Genomic DNA, 18,424 nt, shown 5'->3' on the forward strand with positions numbered 1-18,424 from the left:
TTGTTCCAATTATTTTCATCCCCTTATTTACATTTTCTAATATTATCGTATCGAATGATTTACAATAAGGAAAATAAATGATTATTATAGTTATAATAAGTAAATACGATATAAAGGAGGGGAAACAAAGTGGATCAACTATTAGCTGTATTTATCTCTGTAGCTGATAAAAGAAATTTTTCCCGAGCAGCGGAAGAGCTTCATATGACCCAGCCTGCTGTCAGTCAGCAAATACAACAATTAGAAAAATATATCGGAGCAAAACTCCTTCTGCGGACAAATAAAAGTGTGGAGCTTACTAAAGCCGGAAACATTGTCTACAGACATGCAAAAGAAATAAATGCTTTATATAAACGAATGACGATGCTTGTGAATGAATTAAATAACGAGCCAACGGGACCATTAAAAATCGGTGCGAGCTATACTTTTGGAGAATATGTGTTACCACATATACTTGCAAGAATGAAGAATCTATTTCCTAATATCATCCCTTCAGTTCAGATTGGCAACACAAGAGATATTGCTAAAGCAATCATCGGTCACGAAATTGATGTAGGGATTGTGGAAGGGGAAATATCCCAGCGGAATTTAGCTATTAAAACTGTTTCAACAGATCAAATGTATATCGTGGCAAGTGGGAATCATCATAATTTCTCCAATTTGGAAGTTTCACTAGAACAGTTGGAACAAGAAAATTGGATTGTCCGTGAAGAGGGTTCTGGAACAAGAGATGCAACAGAAAAATTATTTCAAGCTTTACAAATAACTCCTCAAACGTTGATGGAATTTGGCAGCACTCAGCTCATTAAAGAAGCAGTTGAAGCAGGGCTTGGGATTAGTTACTTATCTGAACTTACTTTTAAAAAAGAAAGATTAATGGGTACCATTCGAGCATTATTGGTAAAAGGAACACCAATTAAGAGGAATTTTTCGGTTATAACTGAATCTACTGAATTGCATACAAAATCAATGAATTTGTTTATTGAGTTAATAGAAAATTATTTAAAAAATTAATAATAATCAACGGATGAAGCCTTTGTTACTGGGGTTTGTCTTATTTTTTAGGCCTTTGTTTCAAAATGTATTCTCTTTTTTTATACATTTATCTTGAATTCATTCCGGTTAATAATCTAATATCATTAATATAAAATTTTTTACTGAAAGATATATTAACTCAATAAAAAAATGAAAATTACATACAGAGGGGAATTTATGAATGAGAGATTATTTAGAGTTACTCGAAGATTTACTAGAAAATGGTGTGCAAAAAGGGGATCGTACAGGAACTGGTACTTTGTCTGTATTTGGCCGGCAAATCCGATTTGATTTAAGCAAAGGATTCCCGCTCTTAACAACTAAACGTGTGCCTTTTCGATTGGTGGCTAGTGAACTATTATGGTTTTTAAAAGGGGACACCAATATCCGTTATTTACTTGAACACAACAATAATATTTGGAATGAATGGCCGTTTAAGAAATGGGTTGAAAGCGATGAATACCAAGGACCTGATATGACTGACTTTGGAATAAGAAGTCAAGATGATGAGGAATTTAAAAAACTGTATGAACAAGAGATGGAAAATTTCAAGAAACGAATCATAGAGGATGATCAGTTTTCCGAAAAATATGGAGAGCTTGGCCCAGTATACGGATCCCAATGGCGAAAATGGGAAAAGAAGAACGGAGAGATTGTCGATCAAATTGAACAGGTCGTAAACGAGATTAAACAAAACCCAAATTCTAGACGGCTGCTTGTCAATGCCTGGAATGCTGGTGAAGTGGATGATATGAAACTGCCTCCTTGTCATTATGCCTTTCAATTTTATGTAGCAGAAGGCAAGCTATCGTGTATGTGGCAGCAAAGATCAGTCGATACCTTCCTAGGTCTTCCCTTCAACATTGCAAGTTACGCACTGTTAACACATATGGTTGCCCAGCAATGCGGCCTCGAAGTAGGGGAATTAATTTTTACTGGTGGAGATGTACATTTGTATCTTAATCATATAGATCAGGCCAAGTTACAATTATCCCGTGAGACAAGAGAATTACCACAATTAAGGATTCTCACTAAACCGTCATCGATTTTCGATTATAAACTTGAAGATTTTGAAATCACAGGTTATAATCCGCATCCACATATTAAAGCTGAGGTTGCTGTTTAACATGATTATCAATAACAAAGGAGGGGACAGCACTTGATTTCATTTATTGTTGCCATGGACGAAAATAGAGTAATCGGCAAAGACAATCAATTGCCTTGGCATCTGCCGGAGGATTTAAAGTTTTTTAAGCGGGTTACGATGGGGCACCCGATTGCCATGGGCAGGAAAACGCACGAATCCATCGGCAGGGTACTTCCCGGCCGGGAGAATATCATCATCACCCGTCAAAAAGGTTACGAATCCGAAGGGTGTACCGTTTTTACCTCAGTCGACGAGTTTGTTAAATACTGCCGTGAACAAAGTGATGAAATTTTTGTTATTGGCGGGGCGGAAATATTTAACGAGACATTTCCATATGTAGACCGACTATATCTCACCCATATTTTCGAAGAATTTGCCGGGGATACCTTTTTCCCTGAATTCGATCATGAACAGTGGGAACTTATTTCCTGTGAAAAAGGGATGAGGGATGAAAAAAATCCTTACGATTATGAATTTCGGATTTATGACAGAAAAGAATAGCATAAAAATAAGCATCAGCTCAACGCTGGTGCTTTCTTCTGACCATTATTTTAAAAATAAGATCCATTAACTTCATACTCTGTCATTTTTGAAAGCATACCCCTAAATTCATGTGGATGGCAAAATTCTTCTTCACGGAAATGTGCTTTGACCCAGGCGATTAATTCTTTTGAGCTATTAAAATATTCTCCACTGCGATCGCTTTTACGAATCGTGTATCTTCCATTGTCATCATCAATAGTTACTTCCACTGGGAGAGCCCCGTCAAAACTACAAAGTGAAAATTCCAACCAACTCACATCCATTCCCATACAAATTTCCAATAGTATATGTTCCTATTGCTCAGATTATATGCAAAATAAATATAGTTGACAAAATATTTTAAAAATTCTATTAAGTAAAATGCCATTGACTATAAAAGTGGTTATTGTTAAATTGTCTAAGGAGAGCTTTTTTAAGCTTAGCAAATGGTAATTATCACAAATACAATATTTTTTTGGATATTGTGAATTTAATATGAAATATTGCATAAAATTTACCCAAATCGATTTTTCAATACTATAATCGTAGTAGTAATTACAAAAGTTAAAGGGGATGTAATTCCATGTTTTCAAATATCGGAGTTCCAGGACTAATTTTAATTTTAGTGTTAGCACTGATTATTTTCGGACCAAAGAAACTACCTGAGATTGGTCGTGCTTTTGGACAAACACTTAAAGAATTTAAAAAATCAACTCGTGAATTAACAGAAGATGTAATGGAAGATATTACGGACGAAAAAGAAAAGTTATCAAAATAAGGTGTAAGATATGCGTCTTGCACCTTTTTCTTCTCGATAATTATAACTATATGTATGAGTGAAACCGTAATAAGTAATCATATTTACCTTTGAAATTGGCAGGGGAAGTACATGGAAGATAAAGAATTACACTTAGTAGACCATTTAGAGGAATTGCGCAAAAGGATTATCATAACGGTAGTAGCCTTTGCGGTCTTTTTTATTGGTGCCTTTATTTACGTAGATGATATCTATAAATGGTTTGTCGGGGATCAAAAACTTCAGGTTCTTGGACCAAGTGACATCATGTGGATTTATTTTATGCTCGCAACAGTTGTGGCTGTTGCTGCGACGATTCCTGTTTTAGCATTACAAATTTGGTTATTTGTAAAACCTGCGCTAAAACCGAATGAACAAAGGGTTACATTATCGTATGTACCTGCATTATTTTTCTTATTTATTAGTGGACTGGCCTTTGGCTATTTTGTCATCTACCCGATGGTTTTAGAATTCCTCGTGAATATGGGGCAGGGCATGTTTGTCACGAATTTTACTGCAGAACGGTATTTTAGTTTTATTATGAATATGACTCTTCCTTTTGGAGTTTTGTTTGAGCTACCAGTGGTGGTTATGTTCTTAACTTCATTAGGAATCATCAATCCGTTTGTGCTCTCAAAAATCCGAAAGTATGCGTATTTCGTTTTAATTATTATTGCGGTTGTCATCACACCGCCTGACTTTATGTCTGACTTTGTGGTAACACTGCCACTATTATTGCTTTACGAAGTCAGTATCAATTTATCCAAGTTTGTTCACCGTAAACGGTTGAAAAAGCTGCAGGAAGAAGAATTAGTAGAAGCATAAATCAAAAGACCTTAAGGGAGTGGATTTCCTCTCTTAAGGTCTTTTTTACGTCTTTTACTCGTTCAATTGTTCCTTCATCCAGGATTGAAATTTAATATAGTTAAGATATTCCCGGAAGTCTTCTTTTTTTAGTCCATCCTCCACAGCACTTCTTATTAGTACGACCCATTCATCATCTAATTCAATGGGGGCATCATCTTCTGTTTGTCCCTTCTCCAATAAATATTCAAGATTCGTCCCCAATGCTTTTGCGACCTTGTATAAGAATTGGAGAGAAGGATTGGACTGCAATCCTCTTTCAATATGACTTAAATACGATTTTGATACATCTGCTAAATTCGCTAGCTCACTAATAGAATAACCCTTTTCCTGCCTCATCTCCTTAATCTTAATCCCGATCATTTTTTATTCCCCTTTGATTTTTAATCTAATTTTAATCTTGATGTATAAGTACATTATAAAGAATGTATTTTACTTTATAAAGTACAAGAAAGTGAGATATTTCGAGAAACTAAAAGAAAAAGCTGGAAAATCGTTCGTTATTAAGGGAAAATGGGCGAATTTGGGGTTTTTCAAGTTGGGTATTTTGTCATATACTCAATTTATAAGTTCGCTACTGAGAACGAAAAAATCCCGAATCGTTCAGAATAACTAAGTTAGGGACTTCTTAATTAATAAAGTTATAAGAACGGATGATAAGGGAGGGAGAACCATTAGATCTACTCGATTAAGGAAATTAAGAAAGAAGCATAAGAAACTTCTGGTAGTTTGGAATGTAGGGCTGGTTTGGTATTTATTTATGTTCACCACGCTAAACTTACCTTCCACAACCACTAATGCACTCTTCATCAGTCAGGCACAAAATAAATCTAGCTTCAAGGCAGGTACATGGTTCGATAAAAGTTTACTCTCATTTACAGAAGTTGGTGGGGATGGTAATGGAATTTATGCTTATATCCAGAATGTCGGTTCAGAAAATATGGCAGTAGCCTCAAAGTATTATGTTTACTATAGCGCTAATGGTAACCCTGTGAGTCCTCAAGGTGAAACTGGTGAATTAGTTTTTGCAACGGGTGTCATTCCAAAAATGGTATCCAAAGGATCAGCTGTCAAGCTTACATACTCTTCTACAAAACCATTAAAATCAGGGTTTTACATGTTTGTTGCTTTCCAGAACCATGAAGCTGTTAAAAACGGAAGTGAACTTTTAATAGAAGGAAGACCTGTAACCGTTAGCCAGAAAATCAATGTAAATAATAAATAAAACTTAATAAAGTAAGGTGGTTCAACAGAATGAAGTCATTAAAAAAATGGGCAAGTAGAATTTCATCGGTTATCATTTATGGTTTATTAATTTGCATGATTATAGCAGTCATATCCGCAAAAATAAATGGTGGAACTCCAAAGGTTTTCGGATATGAAATTATGACGGTATTATCAGGATCCATGGAACCTGGGATAAAAACAGGTTCAATAATTGCAGTAAAGCCAGTAAGTGCCCCAACTAATTTTAAAAAAGGTGATGTCATCACTTTTAAAGCAGCGGATAATCCGAATACATTAATCACCCATAGAATTATTGACGTTCAAAAAGTAGATACAACAGTTCAATACATTACAAAAGGTGATAACAACGATTCAAAAGATCCATCACCAGTAACTGCAGGAAATGTGGTTGCCGAGTATAAAGGATTCACAATCCCGATTATAGGAAAAATAATGGCTTTTATTCAATCAAAAACTGGTGCTATCTATCTATTAATTGTTCCTGGAGTTCTTATGGTTCTTTGGTCAGTCTTCAGCATCTGGAGAGCAATTTCCAAAATCGAAACAAAAAAACAAACCCCAGCTGGTTGAATCTCCAATTAAGGAGTTCACATAAAAATTTTATTAACCCTATACATAACAGGGTAGGAGAAAGAGGAGGAAAACGAAATGAGTTTAAAGAAAAAAATGGGTGCAGCACTAGTAACAACTGCTTTAGGAGCAGCATTAATCGGTGGAGGAACATTTGCAATTTTTAGTGATTCAGCAACAAATGCCCAAAACACTTTCACATCAGGAACACTTGATATTAATTTAACTGATTCAGCTTATTCTGGTGCAAAACATGTTAGTCTTACGGATATCGCCCCGGGTGATGAAGGCACTAAAACAATTACAGTAAAAAATGATGGTTCATTACAACTTCGCTATAATATTACCCAAGCTTTAAATGGGTTCTTAGCAAGTAATGATCCAGATAATGATAGTGTAGCAGATCCAGGAGAGTCTAATCCTTTAGCAGTAACTTTAAAAGATAGCACAGGAGCAGAAGTGACAAAACTAACTGATAGAGTATTAAATAGTGGTGCATCTGAAACCTTTACTGTTGAGTATAAAATGCCGATTAATGCAGGAAACACATATCAAGCTAAATCTGCCACCTATGACTTCTCTGTAGCAGCCGAGCAAACTAGAAATAATTAATTCTAAAACTACCAAACAAATCATAAGGGTGGCATAGCCACTCTTATTGTTTAGAAAGGTGAAAATAATGAATCTAAAAAGAAGACTAGCGTTATTTTCGGCAAGTGGTTTGCTAGGAATAAGTTTAATTGCTGGTGGCGCAACTTACGCAATTTTTACAGATTCCGCTACAAATAATAACAATAACTTTACTTCTGGAACAATTGATTTAGATCAAACTCGTGATTTAGGGGATACTATTCCTGGCCCTATGTTTTATTCATCAACTTCAGATCCAACAGGGAAATATCCCTATGATAAATCTGGAGTACCATTAGCACCACCAGGAAGTGATGCTGTCGGAGGTTGGGCACCTGGTGACCATGTTTTACGTGCAATGAATTTATTTAATAAAGGTTCCCTAGATGCAAAAGTAACTAAACTTAAGGCCGATATTAGTACTGGTGCAACAAATAGTGGCGTCGGATATAATCAATTTATTAATAAAATGAATATTAAAATAATGTATCCAGCTCAGAATAGAGTTCTTTATAACGGTCCTTTAAGTGGATTGTTAAATGGGTGGGTTAACATTTCAGCACCATTTGCAATTTATCCTGGTGGACCTGCAAATATAACATTTGAAGCGACATTAGATGAATCTGCTGATAATGATATTATGGGGCAAACTTTCGTTTTTGATTTTTCTTTTTATGCTGAACAGCTAAGGAATAATTAATAGAATCCTAGTATGAACCGCGGATAATTTATTCGCGGTTTAGGTATTGCGAGGGACTTTTATGAGAAATTACAAATATATACTTTCTGGAATAATAATTATACTAATTACAATCCTCATTGTATCTTTAATACATGTTAGAGGCACTCAAGCAAATGAAACAGAATATAATGTCGATATATCCACAACACCTGCAGAAGGTTTTCTTATAGCGGAAAATATGGCACCAGGTGATAAGAAGACTTCGATTCTAAAAGTAAACAATAATGGTAACCTAGACTTCAACTATTCAGTGAGTTCTAGACAGGAATCTGGAGACGTAGATTTATATAATAAGATTTTGTTAAAGGTATCTGATAGTGACGGGCGTCTTTATGAAGGTACATTAAAAGGATTTCTTAGTTTTCCTCTAGGGACTATAGAAATTGGTGGTAATGATTCTTTAACATTTACTGCCGAATTGCCGATTGATACAGGAAATGAACTTCAGGGAAAGTCTACAAAAGTAGCTTTTGATTTTTCAGCAATTGGCCATGAAGAACAGATACCAATAGGGGATCAATGTTATGAACCTCCATTCTCAAATCGGAATTTTACTCTTCAACAAAAATCAACTGTTCCCATTAAATTTCATTTGAGAGATGAGTATGGAAATTTAGAAGAAGAACTATTACAAAATGTTCGATTAGAGGTGACTGGTCCTTCTTCTAAAGGCGGAGTACTTAAGTATGTTTTTGTTCCTAAAGATGGATCGTTAGATTTCCAAAAGGTTAACCCACCACATTACCATGCTCGCTTCTCCACCTTTGATTATCCAGTAGTGAATGATCAATGGTATACAGCAACAGTTTATGTGGATAACAAAGAATATTGTAAAAAAACCTTCCAAGTGTTACAAAATGGTAACCGTTCAAATGCACCATAGAAGACCTTGAATCTAATTTCAAGGTCTTATTTGTATCAATAATTTAATAGGATATTAATATCACTTTAGAAACTAGAAAAGGAGCTGCCGAAAATGTATAAAAAAATCTGCCCAAAATGCCGCAAACCCTCCTTCAGCAGCTTGGACTCCGGCAAATGGCTCTGTCCCTACTGCAATCAAGACCTCACCAAAGCCAAGCTCCTAGATGCAGACCGTCACCGTAATAACACCCCTCCATTATTCCTAATTAAAACAAATCACATTTGAAAAATTCACAAATTATTTTTCTGCCCAAGCATAATTAGACACATTTCGGGATGTAAAAGATGTATAATATAGTCAAACGGGTGAAAAAGAGGATTGATATTTTGTTATTCAAAAGCCTAGAGTTCAAAAATGATATTGGACAGAAGGTTAAAGTTGTCGAAATTCCTGTATTGGGGGAAGATAGCACTTATAAATTTATGATCCAAGTCCGTTTACAGACGTATATTACGTCAATCTACAAGGAGCCAAGCCCGAAAAAATGCTATTCCTTTAAAGACTACATGAAGAAGGTCATGAAATGGCCGGATTATGAACAATTATTTAACGTGCCAGAATTAAAGAATAATGCTTAATGTAAGGGAGCATCGGGTAACCGGTGTTCTTTTTGTGTCAAAACAACATAAAACCCGTGATTTTGTTCCAATCAATCCCCGAAACCTGTATAATACAAAGCAGTAACATTAGGGAAGTGAACAAATGAGCAAGATTAAAATTGTAACCGATTCAACGTTAGACATTTCCACTGAAACGGCCGAACAACTAGGGATTGTCATTGTGCCGTTATCGATAACGATTAATGGAGAAACGTATTTAGATCGGGTGGAATTAGATCCGGTTGAATTTATTGAAAATATGAGCGATGCAAATGAATTGCCGAAAAGTTCGCAGCCTCCAGTAGGTGCCTTTTTAGAGGTATACGACCATCTTGGGAAAGAAGGCTATGAAGTCATATCCATCCACATGACAGGAAAAATGAGCGGCACGGTTCGCTCAGCAGAAAGTGCGGCCCAGATGTCAGAGGCAAAAGTGACGGTGGTCGATTCGCAATTTATTTCCAAGGCTTTATCCTTTCAAGTAAAAGAAGCTGCCGAAATGGCCAAACAGGGTAAAAGTGTGGAGGAAATCCTTGAACGTTTACAATCGGTTCGCGAGCATACGAAGTTATATATAATGGTAGATACGCTAGAGAATTTGGTGAAAGGCGGCCGGATTGGCAAAGGAAAGGCATTCATTGGCTCTCTCTTAAATATCAAACCTATTGCTTCACTTGAGGGAGCAGAATATAACCCCGTAACTAAAGTGCGCAGTCATTCCCAGGTTGTCAAATTTATGGTCAAGCAGTTTGCCGAGGATGTAAAAGGGAAGACGATTCGCGGTGTTGGAATTGCTCATGCAGAAGCACATGAACTGTCTACAAAAATAAAAAATAGCATAATTGAATTAACTGGTTATCACGATATAGAAATAGATTATACCGGCCCAATTGTTAGTACCCATACCGGCCCAGGTGCTCTTGCGTTAATGTATTATTATGAATAATAAAAGAGTATGTCAAAAAAGCTTAGCTTTTTTGACATACTCTTTATTTGGTACTAGATGCTAGATTTTTTAATTCGCTGATAAAATGGCTAGATTCGCTGATAAATTTGTAAATTCGCTGATAAAGTGGCCAGAACCGCTGATAAATACGAAAAATTCGCCGATATCATTTTTCATGGATTAAAAAATATGAAATTTGCATGTAAAAACCGTTAAGATCTCACCAGAAAAACTTTTATTTGCGAATAATCCAGTAATATTTGCGAAAACTCGAATTTTATTTGCGAATCGAATCTTAATGTTACCAACCCAACCCATCCTAGCGCCACAATGAAAAATCAATCAACCATTTACCACTTTTTCAGAAGCTTCAGGAACCGTCAACCCTAATCTGTCCAGATGTTTCCGTATCCCGCTTCGTTCCCATGTTTTAAAAATAGTATTTTCCAAACTTTTTTTGGGGTAGAAAATTCCAATGCTTGTGAGTTCCTCAAACGAAAGTCCTTCCCGTACATATTTCTCAATGGTTTGATCGCGCCGGTCAATTATGGCAAGGAATTTATCCATCGCCGCTTGAAAGTCCTGCTTAGAAAAAATCCCTTTTTGATGGCCGGTAATATAGGTGTCAGCATCAAGGGACAGCAATCGTTTACCGGAAGCGATGAAATCTTCAATATTCCCATCCGTACCGTTATACCATGGACCAAATGAAGTCATGTCATAGTCACTCGTAAATACAACGCCATGCTCCGGGAAGTAAGGGCACGAAAGCCCGCTTGTATGACCAGGTGTATGAAGAAAATGTATCTTTACTTTTCCAAAGCGATATTCTACTTCATAATCATAGGTCCCCGATATTTCTCCGAGGTTTTTCACCCATTCCTGCGGGAGATTCTTTTTCCATTTCTCCACACCAATCGGACCCCATTCTTGATAAACGCCATTCGCCTTCGCCACTCCTTCAATAGACCGTGACGTTTCATATTCGATGGGGTTAATCCATTTTGTGATGTCCGTAAAAACGTGGTTGAAGCGAGTGTGATCGGGATGGTAATGCGTATTGATAATTAAGTCCAGTCCGTAATCCTCATAAATCTCTTTTAAAAGGTTCGGGTCTGCTCCGGTATCGATCAAAAGCTTTTCGGAATCATTGATGAATAAGCTTCGGGAATAAGGGACCTTGCTTGTATTTGGGCCTTCTAAAACCATGATTGGTCCAAAACGCTTCATGATTAACACCTCCATTAGTGAAAAGGTTCCAATTTTCCAAAAACATGAATGAATACTCATTCATAATACCATATCCATTTTCTGAATGAAACCTTTCTAACTCATGAAATGTATCATCGGTTTTCTTTTGGGTATAATTTGTTTTTTTGGTAAAAATAAAAAAAACAGACGGACTAAAGGTGTTGACTATGTTCAAATGGAGATCAGATAGAAAGCAGGCAGAGGAACATAAATCGCATAGTTTAAATGTCGATGAACTAAAAAAACAATTAGAAGAGGAACTTGCCTCCTGTTCTGATATCAGTTTTCGAACGATAAAAAAAGATGGGAAAAAGATATTAACAAGTTTTTTAAGTAGTTTAATTGATAAATCCAGCCTTGATGAATTTATCCTTCAATCGTTGCAAACAAACTTTACAAAGAATATGACGTTAGAAGAGGTAGCGCAAATTCTTCCGATTGCTCAATTATCTGCTTCCAATCAACTAAAAGAAATTGTCGAGTCTATTATCGAAGGAAGTGTCTACATTTATGTTGAGGGTGAACCATGTGGACTGCTGGCAAACGTAAGCAAGACAGCTGAAAGGTCCCTGGAAAAGGCCGAAACAGAAGCACTGGTTTATGGTCCCAAAATATCGTTTACAGAGTCCCTTCCGATTAATGTGAATATATTGCGGAGTAATGTTAAGGATGCGAAATTATGCTTTGAGGATATTGAAGTTAGTACAAGAGTAAAAGCAAGAATTAAGATTGTTTATATTAAGGATATCGCTGATCCAAACAATGTAGAAACCTTTAGACAGAGAATTTCAAATTTAAAGGTTGACTATATTCCAGATACCACGGTTCTTGGCCAATTGATTGAAAACAATAGCTGGTCGGTATTTCCGCAGTTAATGACAACTGAATTGCCTGATCGAATTTCGATTGGTTTATTAAGCGGTAAAGTAGCGGTTCTAATGGATCGCAGTCCTGCAGCCCTTTATGGACCTACGCCTTTTTTTACCTTTTTTGAATCAACCGAAGATATTTATATGCGCTGGAATATGGCTTTTTTCTTGCGGATGCTCCGTCTAACAGCTATTTTTTTATCCGTGCTTTTGACGCCGGCATATGTATCCGTATTAACGTACCATTATGAAGTCATTCCTTCTCCATTGCTTGTATCTTTAGGGCAATCAAGGGCCAATGTCCCTTTCCCGCCTGTATTTGAGGCATTATTGCTGGAATTTATTATCGAGATGTTAAGAGAGGCGGGAGCGAGGCTGCCTACTAAAGTGGGTCAGACGATGGGTATTGTTGGTGGTATCGTCATCGGGCAGGCGGCAGTGGATGCGGGATTTACGAGTAATATTTTAATTATTATTATTGCCCTTAGTGCCCTTGGATCGTTTACAACACCTAGTTATTTAATGGGTACGGCTATTCGGATTATCCGGTTTCCGATTATTATTATGGCCGGTTTTTGGGGTGGGATTGGGATAATGGTTGCCTTTTGTTTTTTCATGATTCATCTATTAAAACTAGACTCGTTGGGACGGCCTTATTTATCTCCAGCCTATCCACTAAGACTTTCGGATTTAGGTTACAGTATGTTCAGGTATCCCCTTGAGTATCTCTCCAAAAGGCCAGCAACAAATCAGCCCAAAGATAATGATCGGTTTCCTTTCAAAAAGGCAAAAGAAAAAAAGGATGTAGATGAATAGGAGCGGTACAAAATGAAGGTAGATTTACATCCAAGATTAGGCCTGTTATTTAATGCCTATCTCCTTATGTTTTTTATTCATAAAGTGCAAACCGGGGTGGGAGTTGTTGGACTTCCGCGAATTGTTTATTTAGATTCTAAACATGATGCCTGGATTTCCGTGTTTCTCGCGGGGGTGATTACGGGCATTGTCATTTGGGCCATGTTTATCATGCTTAAACAATATGACAGTGCGGATTTATATGGAATTCAAGTTGACATATATGGAAGATGGATCGGCAACTTTTTGAACATCGTTTATATGATCTACTTATCGGCCTGTTTTTTCACTATTTTTATGAATTATATCGAGATTGTCCAGGTGTGGATCTTTCCTAATTTGCCAACCTGGCAGCTCTCTCTTGTCCTAATTGCTTTGTCTGTTTATGCCGTTCAAGGAGGAGTTAGAATTGTGATCGGATTTGCTTTTTTGGGTGTTTTAGGTACCCTGTGGCTTGGCGCCATTCTCATTGTACCAATGAAATATGCTGATACGACGCACTTATTTCCTATTTTAAATATTGATGTAAAGCACCTAATTAAAGGCATATACGGTTCCTCCCTATCAATGATGGGATTTGAATTATTAATGTTTTTCTATCCTTTTATCAAGGATAAAAAAAGTACTCTGCTGTATGCGCAAATAGGAAATTTATATACAACCATCCTTTTTACCGTTGTTACTCTAGTTTCCATTATGTTCTTTGCAGAAGATAGTTTGGCACGTACCATTTGGCCTGTTTTATCGATGTTTAAAATTGTACGCCTACCTAACTTAGAGAGATTTGAATTTATTGCCGTTTCCTTTTGGATGTTAATTATTTTACCCAATATGAGTGCGTACCTTTGGGCGGCATCAAAAGGATTTAGCAGGGTCATCAAAATGAAGCAGAAACATGGAATTTGGATCATTGGTATTCTTGGCTGGGCTCTGGCTTTTTTTGTTCATACTCGGAGTCAAATGAATACTGTGACAGATTATGTCGCAAAAATGGGATTTGTCCTGGCATTTTGTTATCCGGTGATGCTGTCTGCCATCGTATTAATGAAGAAAAGGTTTATGAGGAGGAAGGCGGCTAATGCTCAAGGTTCGTAAACGAATTTTCTTCACCGTCTTGATTTTATGTGTCTTATTTGTTCCTGGCTGTGTTGAGCAAAAACAGCTTGAAAAATTGGGCCTCGTAACAGCGGTAGGTTATGATTTGGAAAAGAAAAATGTGATTAGAGGGACGGTGGTCGTTCATCAGTTTGATCCAATGGCACAAAACATTACAAAGATGATTACCACAACAGCGAATACGAGTAGAGGTTTAAGACAAGGTCAGAATCTGCAATCCAATCAAAAGCTTGTTACAGGACAAATGCGATGTGTTATCTATAGTAAAGAACTCGCTAAGAAAGGAGTCATTCAGCTAGTAGATGCACTCAATCGTGACTCTACCGTCGGAAATATGGTTTATTTAACAGTAGCGGATGGCTCCGCTAAAGAGATAATGGATATCGACAAAACAAATTCTAAAATAAGCCTCGGAACCTACCTGTATAATTTAATCAAACAAAATGTTGAAAGTGAGCAAATTCTTTCACCCACCCTGCAGGAATTCAATCATAATTATTATGATATCGGGAAAGACCCGGTGCTGCCTGTTTTAAAAGTTCAAAATCGTGATGTAATCATTAAAGGTTTAGCCCTTTTTAAGGATGACCAATATATTGCCGAGCTTGGCCCAAAAGAGCACTTTTATTTAAAAATTTTATCCGATAAGTTCAACGCAGGGACACATGAACTTGGATTTAAACGTTCAGATTTTGAAAGGATTCGATTGAAAAAAGGAGAGCACTCGATTCGAGATGTTTACAGCAAATTGTTTATTGACATTGATAGTATCAACAGTCATGCTAAGCTCAAATTGATAGACAAGAAAACTCTAAAATTTAAGGTAGAGGTAAAACTTGATTCACGCTTGCTAGAATCGACTGAACCATTAGATTATTCCAATCCATCCTCGATTAAGTTTATTGAAAAGAAATTAAATCAGGCGATGGAAAAGGACATTAACGGATTAATGAAGTATTTTCAAAAACTAGACGTTGATCCGGTTGGAATTGGAAATGAATATAAGGCCCATTTACGCGGGAAAAATCTTTCCAAAAAGGAATGGAGAGAAATATATAAGCGAGCAAGCTTTGATGTGCAAGTAAAAAATAGGATTGTTAAAACCGGCGTCATCGATTAATGCGCCTTTTCCTTTCTTCTTTTTCTATTCTTTGTTAAACTATTCACGTAATGGAAAAGAAAAGGTTGTAGGTGAAATAATGAAGCTCAAGTTATCGGTTATCGTTCTAATTGTTTTTATGTTTTTACTGTCAGCATGTGGGAAAAAAGAAATAGAGGGTGCTGTTAATTGGCCAGTAAAAGATTTTTCTGCTACCAGCCATGACAATAAGTCCTTTGGTTTGAAGGATTTAAAAGGGAAGATCTGGGTTGCGGATTTTGTGTTTACGAATTGTGCAGATGTTTGCCCGCCAATGACCGCCAATATGACCAAGCTGCAAAAAATGGTTAAAGACGAAGGCTTAAAAAATGTCGAGTTTGTCTCTTTTAGTGTAGACCCAACGGTGGATACACCTGAAAAGCTTGCTAATTATGCAAAACAATATGGAGCGGACCTAAATAACTGGACGCTCTTAACAGGTTATTCTCAAGATTATATTGAGAAATATGCCATGAATACCTTTAAGACATTAGTAAAAAAACCAGTAGAAGGTGATCAGGTCATCCATCAAACCTATTTTTACCTAGTGGGGCCTGATGGAAAGATTAAAAAGTCGTATTCGGGTTTTAAGGATGTTCCATATGATGAAATCATCGATAATATCAAAACATTGCAATAGATCTCTAAGGAGGTCTATTTTTATGCCGTAAAAGGAAATTAGGCATATTTGTTTTGAATTTTTCTCATCGTGTTATAATAACAATAATTTAGAAGGAAGGTGAATAAAGATGAAAAAGTTTTTCACCCCTCTAATTCTCTCGGCCTTATTTTTATCTTCATGTTCTGGGTCTAATCATATGACACTCCATCCGGCTAAGCAAACCGCGGCGGAAGTCTTTGAGCCTGTTCCTGCTAATTTTTTACCGCGGAAATTAACGGTGCTGTCAGCTGGTGATTCACTAACGCAAGGTGTCGGGGATAGTACAAAGCAAGGTGGTTACCTGCCCTATTTAGACACGTTACTGGAAAAAGAAAAAGGAATACAAGAAGTGGATTTCTATAATTATGGTGTCAAAGGCAATCGTACTACCCAATTGTTAAAGAGGCTTCAATCACCAGAAATGAAGTCGGTTCTGCAAAGGGCAGATGTGGTGGTTATTACGATTGGCGGAAACGATGTTATGAAAGTGGTTAGGGACAATCTTTCCAACCTGCAGCTTTCTATTTTTAATAAGGAAAAAGAATCATATCAGAAGCATTTAACCCAAATTTTCGAAACCATTGTCCAGGAGAATCCGAATGCCTCAATTGTGTTAGTCGGATTATATAATCCCTTCTCAAAATGGTTTCCTGATATTGAAGAAATGGATACGATTGTCTCTGATTGGAATAATGCTGGAAGAACGGTAATTACTCATTATCCCAATGCCTATTTTGTTCCCATTGAAGATGTGTTTTTAAATGCAGATGAAAATTTATTGTATACTGATAATTTTCATCCAAATGATAAAGGCTATGAATTGATTGCCGAAAGGTTGAACGAAACCTTCGGTGAACAAGTTATCCCTGACCTTGAAAAGAAGCCTTATATGGTTAGTACAGAGGAGAATTAGATTTTATGAAAAATAAATGGAAAATAGGTTTTCTCCTCTTGTTAGGAATTAACCTTCTGTGCGCCATTATCGTGCTGTCGCTGATAATGATTCCGCCAGATGATAAGGAGAACGGAAAATTAAAGGTTCCAAGTGGAGATTATGTTTCTTTCCATGTCAATTCAAACAAAAATGATTTAAATCGGTTGATCAATCATTACTTGCAGGAGGAAGCAGCCGATTCTCGGATAGATTATCGGGTTGTGTTGGGTGATGAAGTGGAGTTATACGGAATCCTGCCATTTTTTAGTGAAGAAATTAATTTGAAATTAACTTTTGAACCGAAGTCGCTTAATAATGGTGACTTAGTCTTAAAACAAAAGACGATGTCGATCGGACGCTTAAATCTCCCTATTTCCTATGTGCTGAACTTTATTCGTGAAAACTATAAACTGCCAATGGGAGTAGACATTCGCCCCAATGAAAAAAAAGTGTATGTGAACATGCAAAATTTGAAGCTTAAGAGTGATCTCAAAATTAAAGTGAAAAAATTCAATTTAAAAAAGGATGATATCGCCTTTACGATATTAGTTCCCGTGAAATAGGTGCCTTGCGAGGGCACCTTATTTTTTGTTCATTCATCTTTTAAAGTAATATATTGTAGTTCAGAATCTTCCTTTAAGCTGCCAACAAAAACAATCGTGTAGCTTTCATTTCCTTTAAACTGGACTTTAGGCATTGGTAAAATCACCATCCTGCTGCCTGCTTCCCTCACCTCCAGATCTACAGTCATAGGTGTTAACCCTAAATACTCCGTTGCATGTTTATAAGATACGTTCGGGAAAATCACATCTCGGTCCTTGACGGCAATATCAAATCCTTTAGTATCCTGTGATAAGTGGATAAAACGGACTTTCGTTTCATTTGTTGGTACTTCAGGTTGATTTTCAAACAGTAAGAGACGCATTTTCTTAACAGAGTCAATGGCAGCAAGGGTATAGGATTTACCTGACTCGATTGTAATTGTTTTGTTTAAGATGCTGTCCACTAAATTTCCGGCGGGATAAATATCTATATGGTATTTCCCGGCTTTTAAGGACTGAGCGTTACTTGCACTTTTAAATCCAAGCTCTCGGACTGCCCGGTGCCCATTAATATAAATATCAACCTCAGGGGAATCATAGGAGGTGTGGACGAAACGGACCATAGCTTCTTCCTTAGAATGATTCCTCATCATGTACAAGGCTTTGTTCATGTATTTCACATGTTTTAAATAGGAATGAATATGAAGGTTTGGGTCAATATATTTATAAAACTGCGCCAGCATATCATACATCGCGGCCCTTTGAAGATAATCTGAATGTGTTCGCTCTTCTGACATACGATTCAGCTCCCAGCTAGTTAATTACATCTTAATTTATTCATGCTTTACTAGTCAGGTGCCTATCATCACATTCCGCAAACTGGATTTTTTGTATTTTTTATAGACAAATGGATAATTTAAACATATACTAGTATCAAATATGCTTGAAAGTGGGTGATGTGCAATGTTAATTGAAGTGAAGAATGTAAAGCGAGATTTGAATATTGTTTGCACAGCCCAAAATCAACCCGTTTA

General features: G+C 36.7%; 22 protein-coding genes. 18 read left to right on the plus strand and 4 right to left on the minus strand.

Features of this window, described 5'->3' with window-relative positions:
* Positions 1-129: 129 nt before the first annotated feature.
* The 3 genes from PH210_RS11430 to PH210_RS11440 all read left to right on the plus strand — a co-directional run bounded on the left by PH210_RS11430 (position 130) and on the right by PH210_RS11440 (position 2,683).
* Complete coding sequence (locus PH210_RS11430; RefSeq protein WP_289985447.1) at positions 130-1,014, plus strand: LysR substrate-binding domain-containing protein; 885 nt, start codon at positions 130-132, stop codon at positions 1,012-1,014.
* A 202-nt stretch (positions 1,015-1,216) separates the two neighbouring features.
* Entirely contained in the window at positions 1,217-2,161 is a 945-nt protein-coding gene (locus PH210_RS11435; RefSeq protein WP_289985449.1) for a thymidylate synthase, read from the plus strand.
* A 33-nt stretch (positions 2,162-2,194) separates the two neighbouring features.
* A complete protein-coding gene (locus tag PH210_RS11440; protein WP_289985450.1) occupies positions 2,195-2,683 on the plus strand; it encodes a dihydrofolate reductase in 489 nt (162 codons plus the stop codon).
* 50 nt (positions 2,684-2,733) lie between these two features.
* Here PH210_RS11440 and PH210_RS11445 read toward each other — a convergent pair whose 3' ends face one another.
* Positions 2,734-2,934 carry a hypothetical protein gene (locus PH210_RS11445; protein ID WP_483312098.1) on the minus strand — a complete coding sequence of 67 codons (201 nt, stop codon included), beginning with the start codon at positions 2,932-2,934 and terminating at the stop codon, positions 2,734-2,736.
* Between the two features lie 353 nt (positions 2,935-3,287).
* Between PH210_RS11445 and tatA the strand changes: the two genes are divergently transcribed.
* Positions 3,288-3,482, plus strand: coding sequence for a twin-arginine translocase TatA/TatE family subunit (gene tatA, locus PH210_RS11450; RefSeq protein WP_289985451.1), 195 nt, complete (start codon positions 3,288-3,290; stop codon positions 3,480-3,482).
* Positions 3,483-3,593: 111 nt separating this feature from the next.
* Positions 3,594-4,325, plus strand: coding sequence for a twin-arginine translocase subunit TatC (gene tatC, locus PH210_RS11455; protein ID WP_289985452.1), 732 nt, complete (start codon positions 3,594-3,596; stop codon positions 4,323-4,325).
* A gap of 54 nt (positions 4,326-4,379) precedes the next feature.
* Here the strand turns inward: tatC and PH210_RS11460 are convergent, their stop codons facing one another.
* Complete coding sequence (locus PH210_RS11460; protein WP_289985453.1) at positions 4,380-4,727, minus strand: helix-turn-helix domain-containing protein; 348 nt, start codon at positions 4,725-4,727, stop codon at positions 4,380-4,382.
* A 397-nt stretch (positions 4,728-5,124) separates the two neighbouring features.
* Here PH210_RS11460 and PH210_RS11465 point away from each other — a divergent pair, with 397 nt between their 5' ends.
* From PH210_RS11465 to PH210_RS11495, 7 genes are all read left to right on the plus strand, one after another.
* Positions 5,125-5,589: a hypothetical protein gene (locus tag PH210_RS11465; protein ID WP_289985455.1), complete on the plus strand. Its 465-nt coding sequence runs from the start codon at positions 5,125-5,127 to the stop codon at positions 5,587-5,589.
* 29 nt (positions 5,590-5,618) lie between these two features.
* Entirely contained in the window at positions 5,619-6,182 is a 564-nt protein-coding gene (sipW, locus tag PH210_RS11470; protein ID WP_289985456.1) for a signal peptidase I SipW, read from the plus strand.
* A 78-nt stretch (positions 6,183-6,260) separates the two neighbouring features.
* Entirely contained in the window at positions 6,261-6,794 is a 534-nt protein-coding gene (locus PH210_RS11475) for a TasA family protein (RefSeq protein ID WP_289985458.1), read from the plus strand.
* A gap of 67 nt (positions 6,795-6,861) precedes the next feature.
* Complete coding sequence (locus PH210_RS11480; RefSeq protein WP_289985459.1) at positions 6,862-7,512, plus strand: TasA family protein; 651 nt, start codon at positions 6,862-6,864, stop codon at positions 7,510-7,512.
* A gap of 61 nt (positions 7,513-7,573) precedes the next feature.
* Complete coding sequence (locus tag PH210_RS11485; protein WP_289985461.1) at positions 7,574-8,437, plus strand: hypothetical protein; 864 nt, start codon at positions 7,574-7,576, stop codon at positions 8,435-8,437.
* Between the two features lie 368 nt (positions 8,438-8,805).
* A complete protein-coding gene (locus tag PH210_RS11490) occupies positions 8,806-9,057 on the plus strand; it encodes a DUF2535 family protein (RefSeq protein WP_289985506.1) in 252 nt (83 codons plus the stop codon).
* Between the two features lie 124 nt (positions 9,058-9,181).
* The gene (locus tag PH210_RS11495) at positions 9,182-10,024 is read left to right on the plus strand and encodes a DegV family protein (RefSeq protein ID WP_289985462.1); all 843 of its coding nucleotides are present in this window, start codon (positions 9,182-9,184) and stop codon (positions 10,022-10,024) included.
* A 342-nt stretch (positions 10,025-10,366) separates the two neighbouring features.
* Here PH210_RS11495 and PH210_RS11500 read toward each other — a convergent pair whose 3' ends face one another.
* On the minus strand, positions 10,367-11,254 hold the full coding sequence (locus tag PH210_RS11500; RefSeq protein WP_289985463.1) for an MBL fold metallo-hydrolase: 888 nt from the start codon (positions 11,252-11,254) through the stop codon (positions 10,367-10,369).
* Positions 11,255-11,442: 188 nt separating this feature from the next.
* Here PH210_RS11500 and PH210_RS11505 point away from each other — a divergent pair, with 188 nt between their 5' ends.
* From PH210_RS11505 to PH210_RS11530, 6 genes are all read left to right on the plus strand, one after another.
* Positions 11,443-12,960 (plus strand): spore germination protein, encoded by a 1,518-nt coding sequence (locus PH210_RS11505; RefSeq protein ID WP_289985465.1) that lies wholly within the window; start codon positions 11,443-11,445, stop codon positions 12,958-12,960.
* A 12-nt stretch (positions 12,961-12,972) separates the two neighbouring features.
* Positions 12,973-14,094: a GerAB/ArcD/ProY family transporter gene (locus PH210_RS11510; protein WP_289985466.1), complete on the plus strand. Its 1,122-nt coding sequence runs from the start codon at positions 12,973-12,975 to the stop codon at positions 14,092-14,094.
* The gene (locus tag PH210_RS11515) at positions 14,078-15,235 is read left to right on the plus strand and encodes a Ger(x)C family spore germination protein (protein ID WP_289985467.1); all 1,158 of its coding nucleotides are present in this window, start codon (positions 14,078-14,080) and stop codon (positions 15,233-15,235) included. The genes PH210_RS11510 and PH210_RS11515 overlap by 17 nt, the downstream gene beginning before the upstream one ends.
* A 79-nt stretch (positions 15,236-15,314) precedes the next feature.
* The gene (locus tag PH210_RS11520; RefSeq protein ID WP_289985469.1) at positions 15,315-15,893 is read left to right on the plus strand and encodes an SCO family protein; all 579 of its coding nucleotides are present in this window, start codon (positions 15,315-15,317) and stop codon (positions 15,891-15,893) included.
* A gap of 109 nt (positions 15,894-16,002) precedes the next feature.
* Positions 16,003-16,827, plus strand: a complete 825-nt coding sequence (locus PH210_RS11525; RefSeq protein WP_289985471.1) for an SGNH/GDSL hydrolase family protein — start codon at positions 16,003-16,005, stop codon at positions 16,825-16,827.
* Positions 16,828-16,832: 5 nt separating this feature from the next.
* Positions 16,833-17,411, plus strand: a complete 579-nt coding sequence (locus PH210_RS11530) for a YpmS family protein (protein WP_289985473.1) — start codon at positions 16,833-16,835, stop codon at positions 17,409-17,411.
* Positions 17,412-17,440: 29 nt separating this feature from the next.
* Here PH210_RS11530 and PH210_RS11535 read toward each other — a convergent pair whose 3' ends face one another.
* Entirely contained in the window at positions 17,441-18,187 is a 747-nt protein-coding gene (locus PH210_RS11535) for a DUF4397 domain-containing protein (protein ID WP_289985475.1), read from the minus strand.
* Positions 18,188-18,424: the final 237 nt, after the last annotated feature.

It is taken from the genome of Paenibacillus sp. BSR1-1 (assembly GCF_030403775.1).
GTDB lineage: Bacteria > Bacillota > Bacilli > Bacillales > Cytobacillaceae > Neobacillus.

Coding starts and splice junctions, on each gene's coding strand:
- PH210_RS11435 (WP_289985449.1), top strand. CDS start 1,217: ATGAGAGATTATTTAGAGTTACTCGAAGATTTACTAGAAAATGGTGTG.
- tatA (WP_289985451.1), top strand. CDS start 3,288: ATGTTTTCAAATATCGGAGTTCCAGGACTAATTTTAATTTTAGTGTTA.
- tatC (WP_289985452.1), top strand. CDS start 3,594: ATGGAAGATAAAGAATTACACTTAGTAGACCATTTAGAGGAATTGCGC.
- PH210_RS11460 (WP_289985453.1), bottom strand. CDS start 4,727: ATGATCGGGATTAAGATTAAGGAGATGAGGCAGGAAAAGGGTTATTCT.
- PH210_RS11465 (WP_289985455.1), top strand. CDS start 5,125: ATGTTCACCACGCTAAACTTACCTTCCACAACCACTAATGCACTCTTC.
- sipW (WP_289985456.1), top strand. CDS start 5,619: ATGAAGTCATTAAAAAAATGGGCAAGTAGAATTTCATCGGTTATCATT.
- PH210_RS11475 (WP_289985458.1), top strand. CDS start 6,261: ATGAGTTTAAAGAAAAAAATGGGTGCAGCACTAGTAACAACTGCTTTA.
- PH210_RS11480 (WP_289985459.1), top strand. CDS start 6,862: ATGAATCTAAAAAGAAGACTAGCGTTATTTTCGGCAAGTGGTTTGCTA.
- PH210_RS11485 (WP_289985461.1), top strand. CDS start 7,574: ATGAGAAATTACAAATATATACTTTCTGGAATAATAATTATACTAATT.
- PH210_RS11495 (WP_289985462.1), top strand. CDS start 9,182: ATGAGCAAGATTAAAATTGTAACCGATTCAACGTTAGACATTTCCACT.
- PH210_RS11500 (WP_289985463.1), bottom strand. CDS start 11,254: ATGAAGCGTTTTGGACCAATCATGGTTTTAGAAGGCCCAAATACAAGC.
- PH210_RS11505 (WP_289985465.1), top strand. CDS start 11,443: ATGTTCAAATGGAGATCAGATAGAAAGCAGGCAGAGGAACATAAATCG.
- PH210_RS11510 (WP_289985466.1), top strand. CDS start 12,973: ATGAAGGTAGATTTACATCCAAGATTAGGCCTGTTATTTAATGCCTAT.
- PH210_RS11515 (WP_289985467.1), top strand. CDS start 14,078: ATGCTCAAGGTTCGTAAACGAATTTTCTTCACCGTCTTGATTTTATGT.
- PH210_RS11520 (WP_289985469.1), top strand. CDS start 15,315: ATGAAGCTCAAGTTATCGGTTATCGTTCTAATTGTTTTTATGTTTTTA.
- PH210_RS11525 (WP_289985471.1), top strand. CDS start 16,003: ATGAAAAAGTTTTTCACCCCTCTAATTCTCTCGGCCTTATTTTTATCT.
- PH210_RS11530 (WP_289985473.1), top strand. CDS start 16,833: ATGAAAAATAAATGGAAAATAGGTTTTCTCCTCTTGTTAGGAATTAAC.
- PH210_RS11535 (WP_289985475.1), bottom strand. CDS start 18,187: ATGTCAGAAGAGCGAACACATTCAGATTATCTTCAAAGGGCCGCGATG.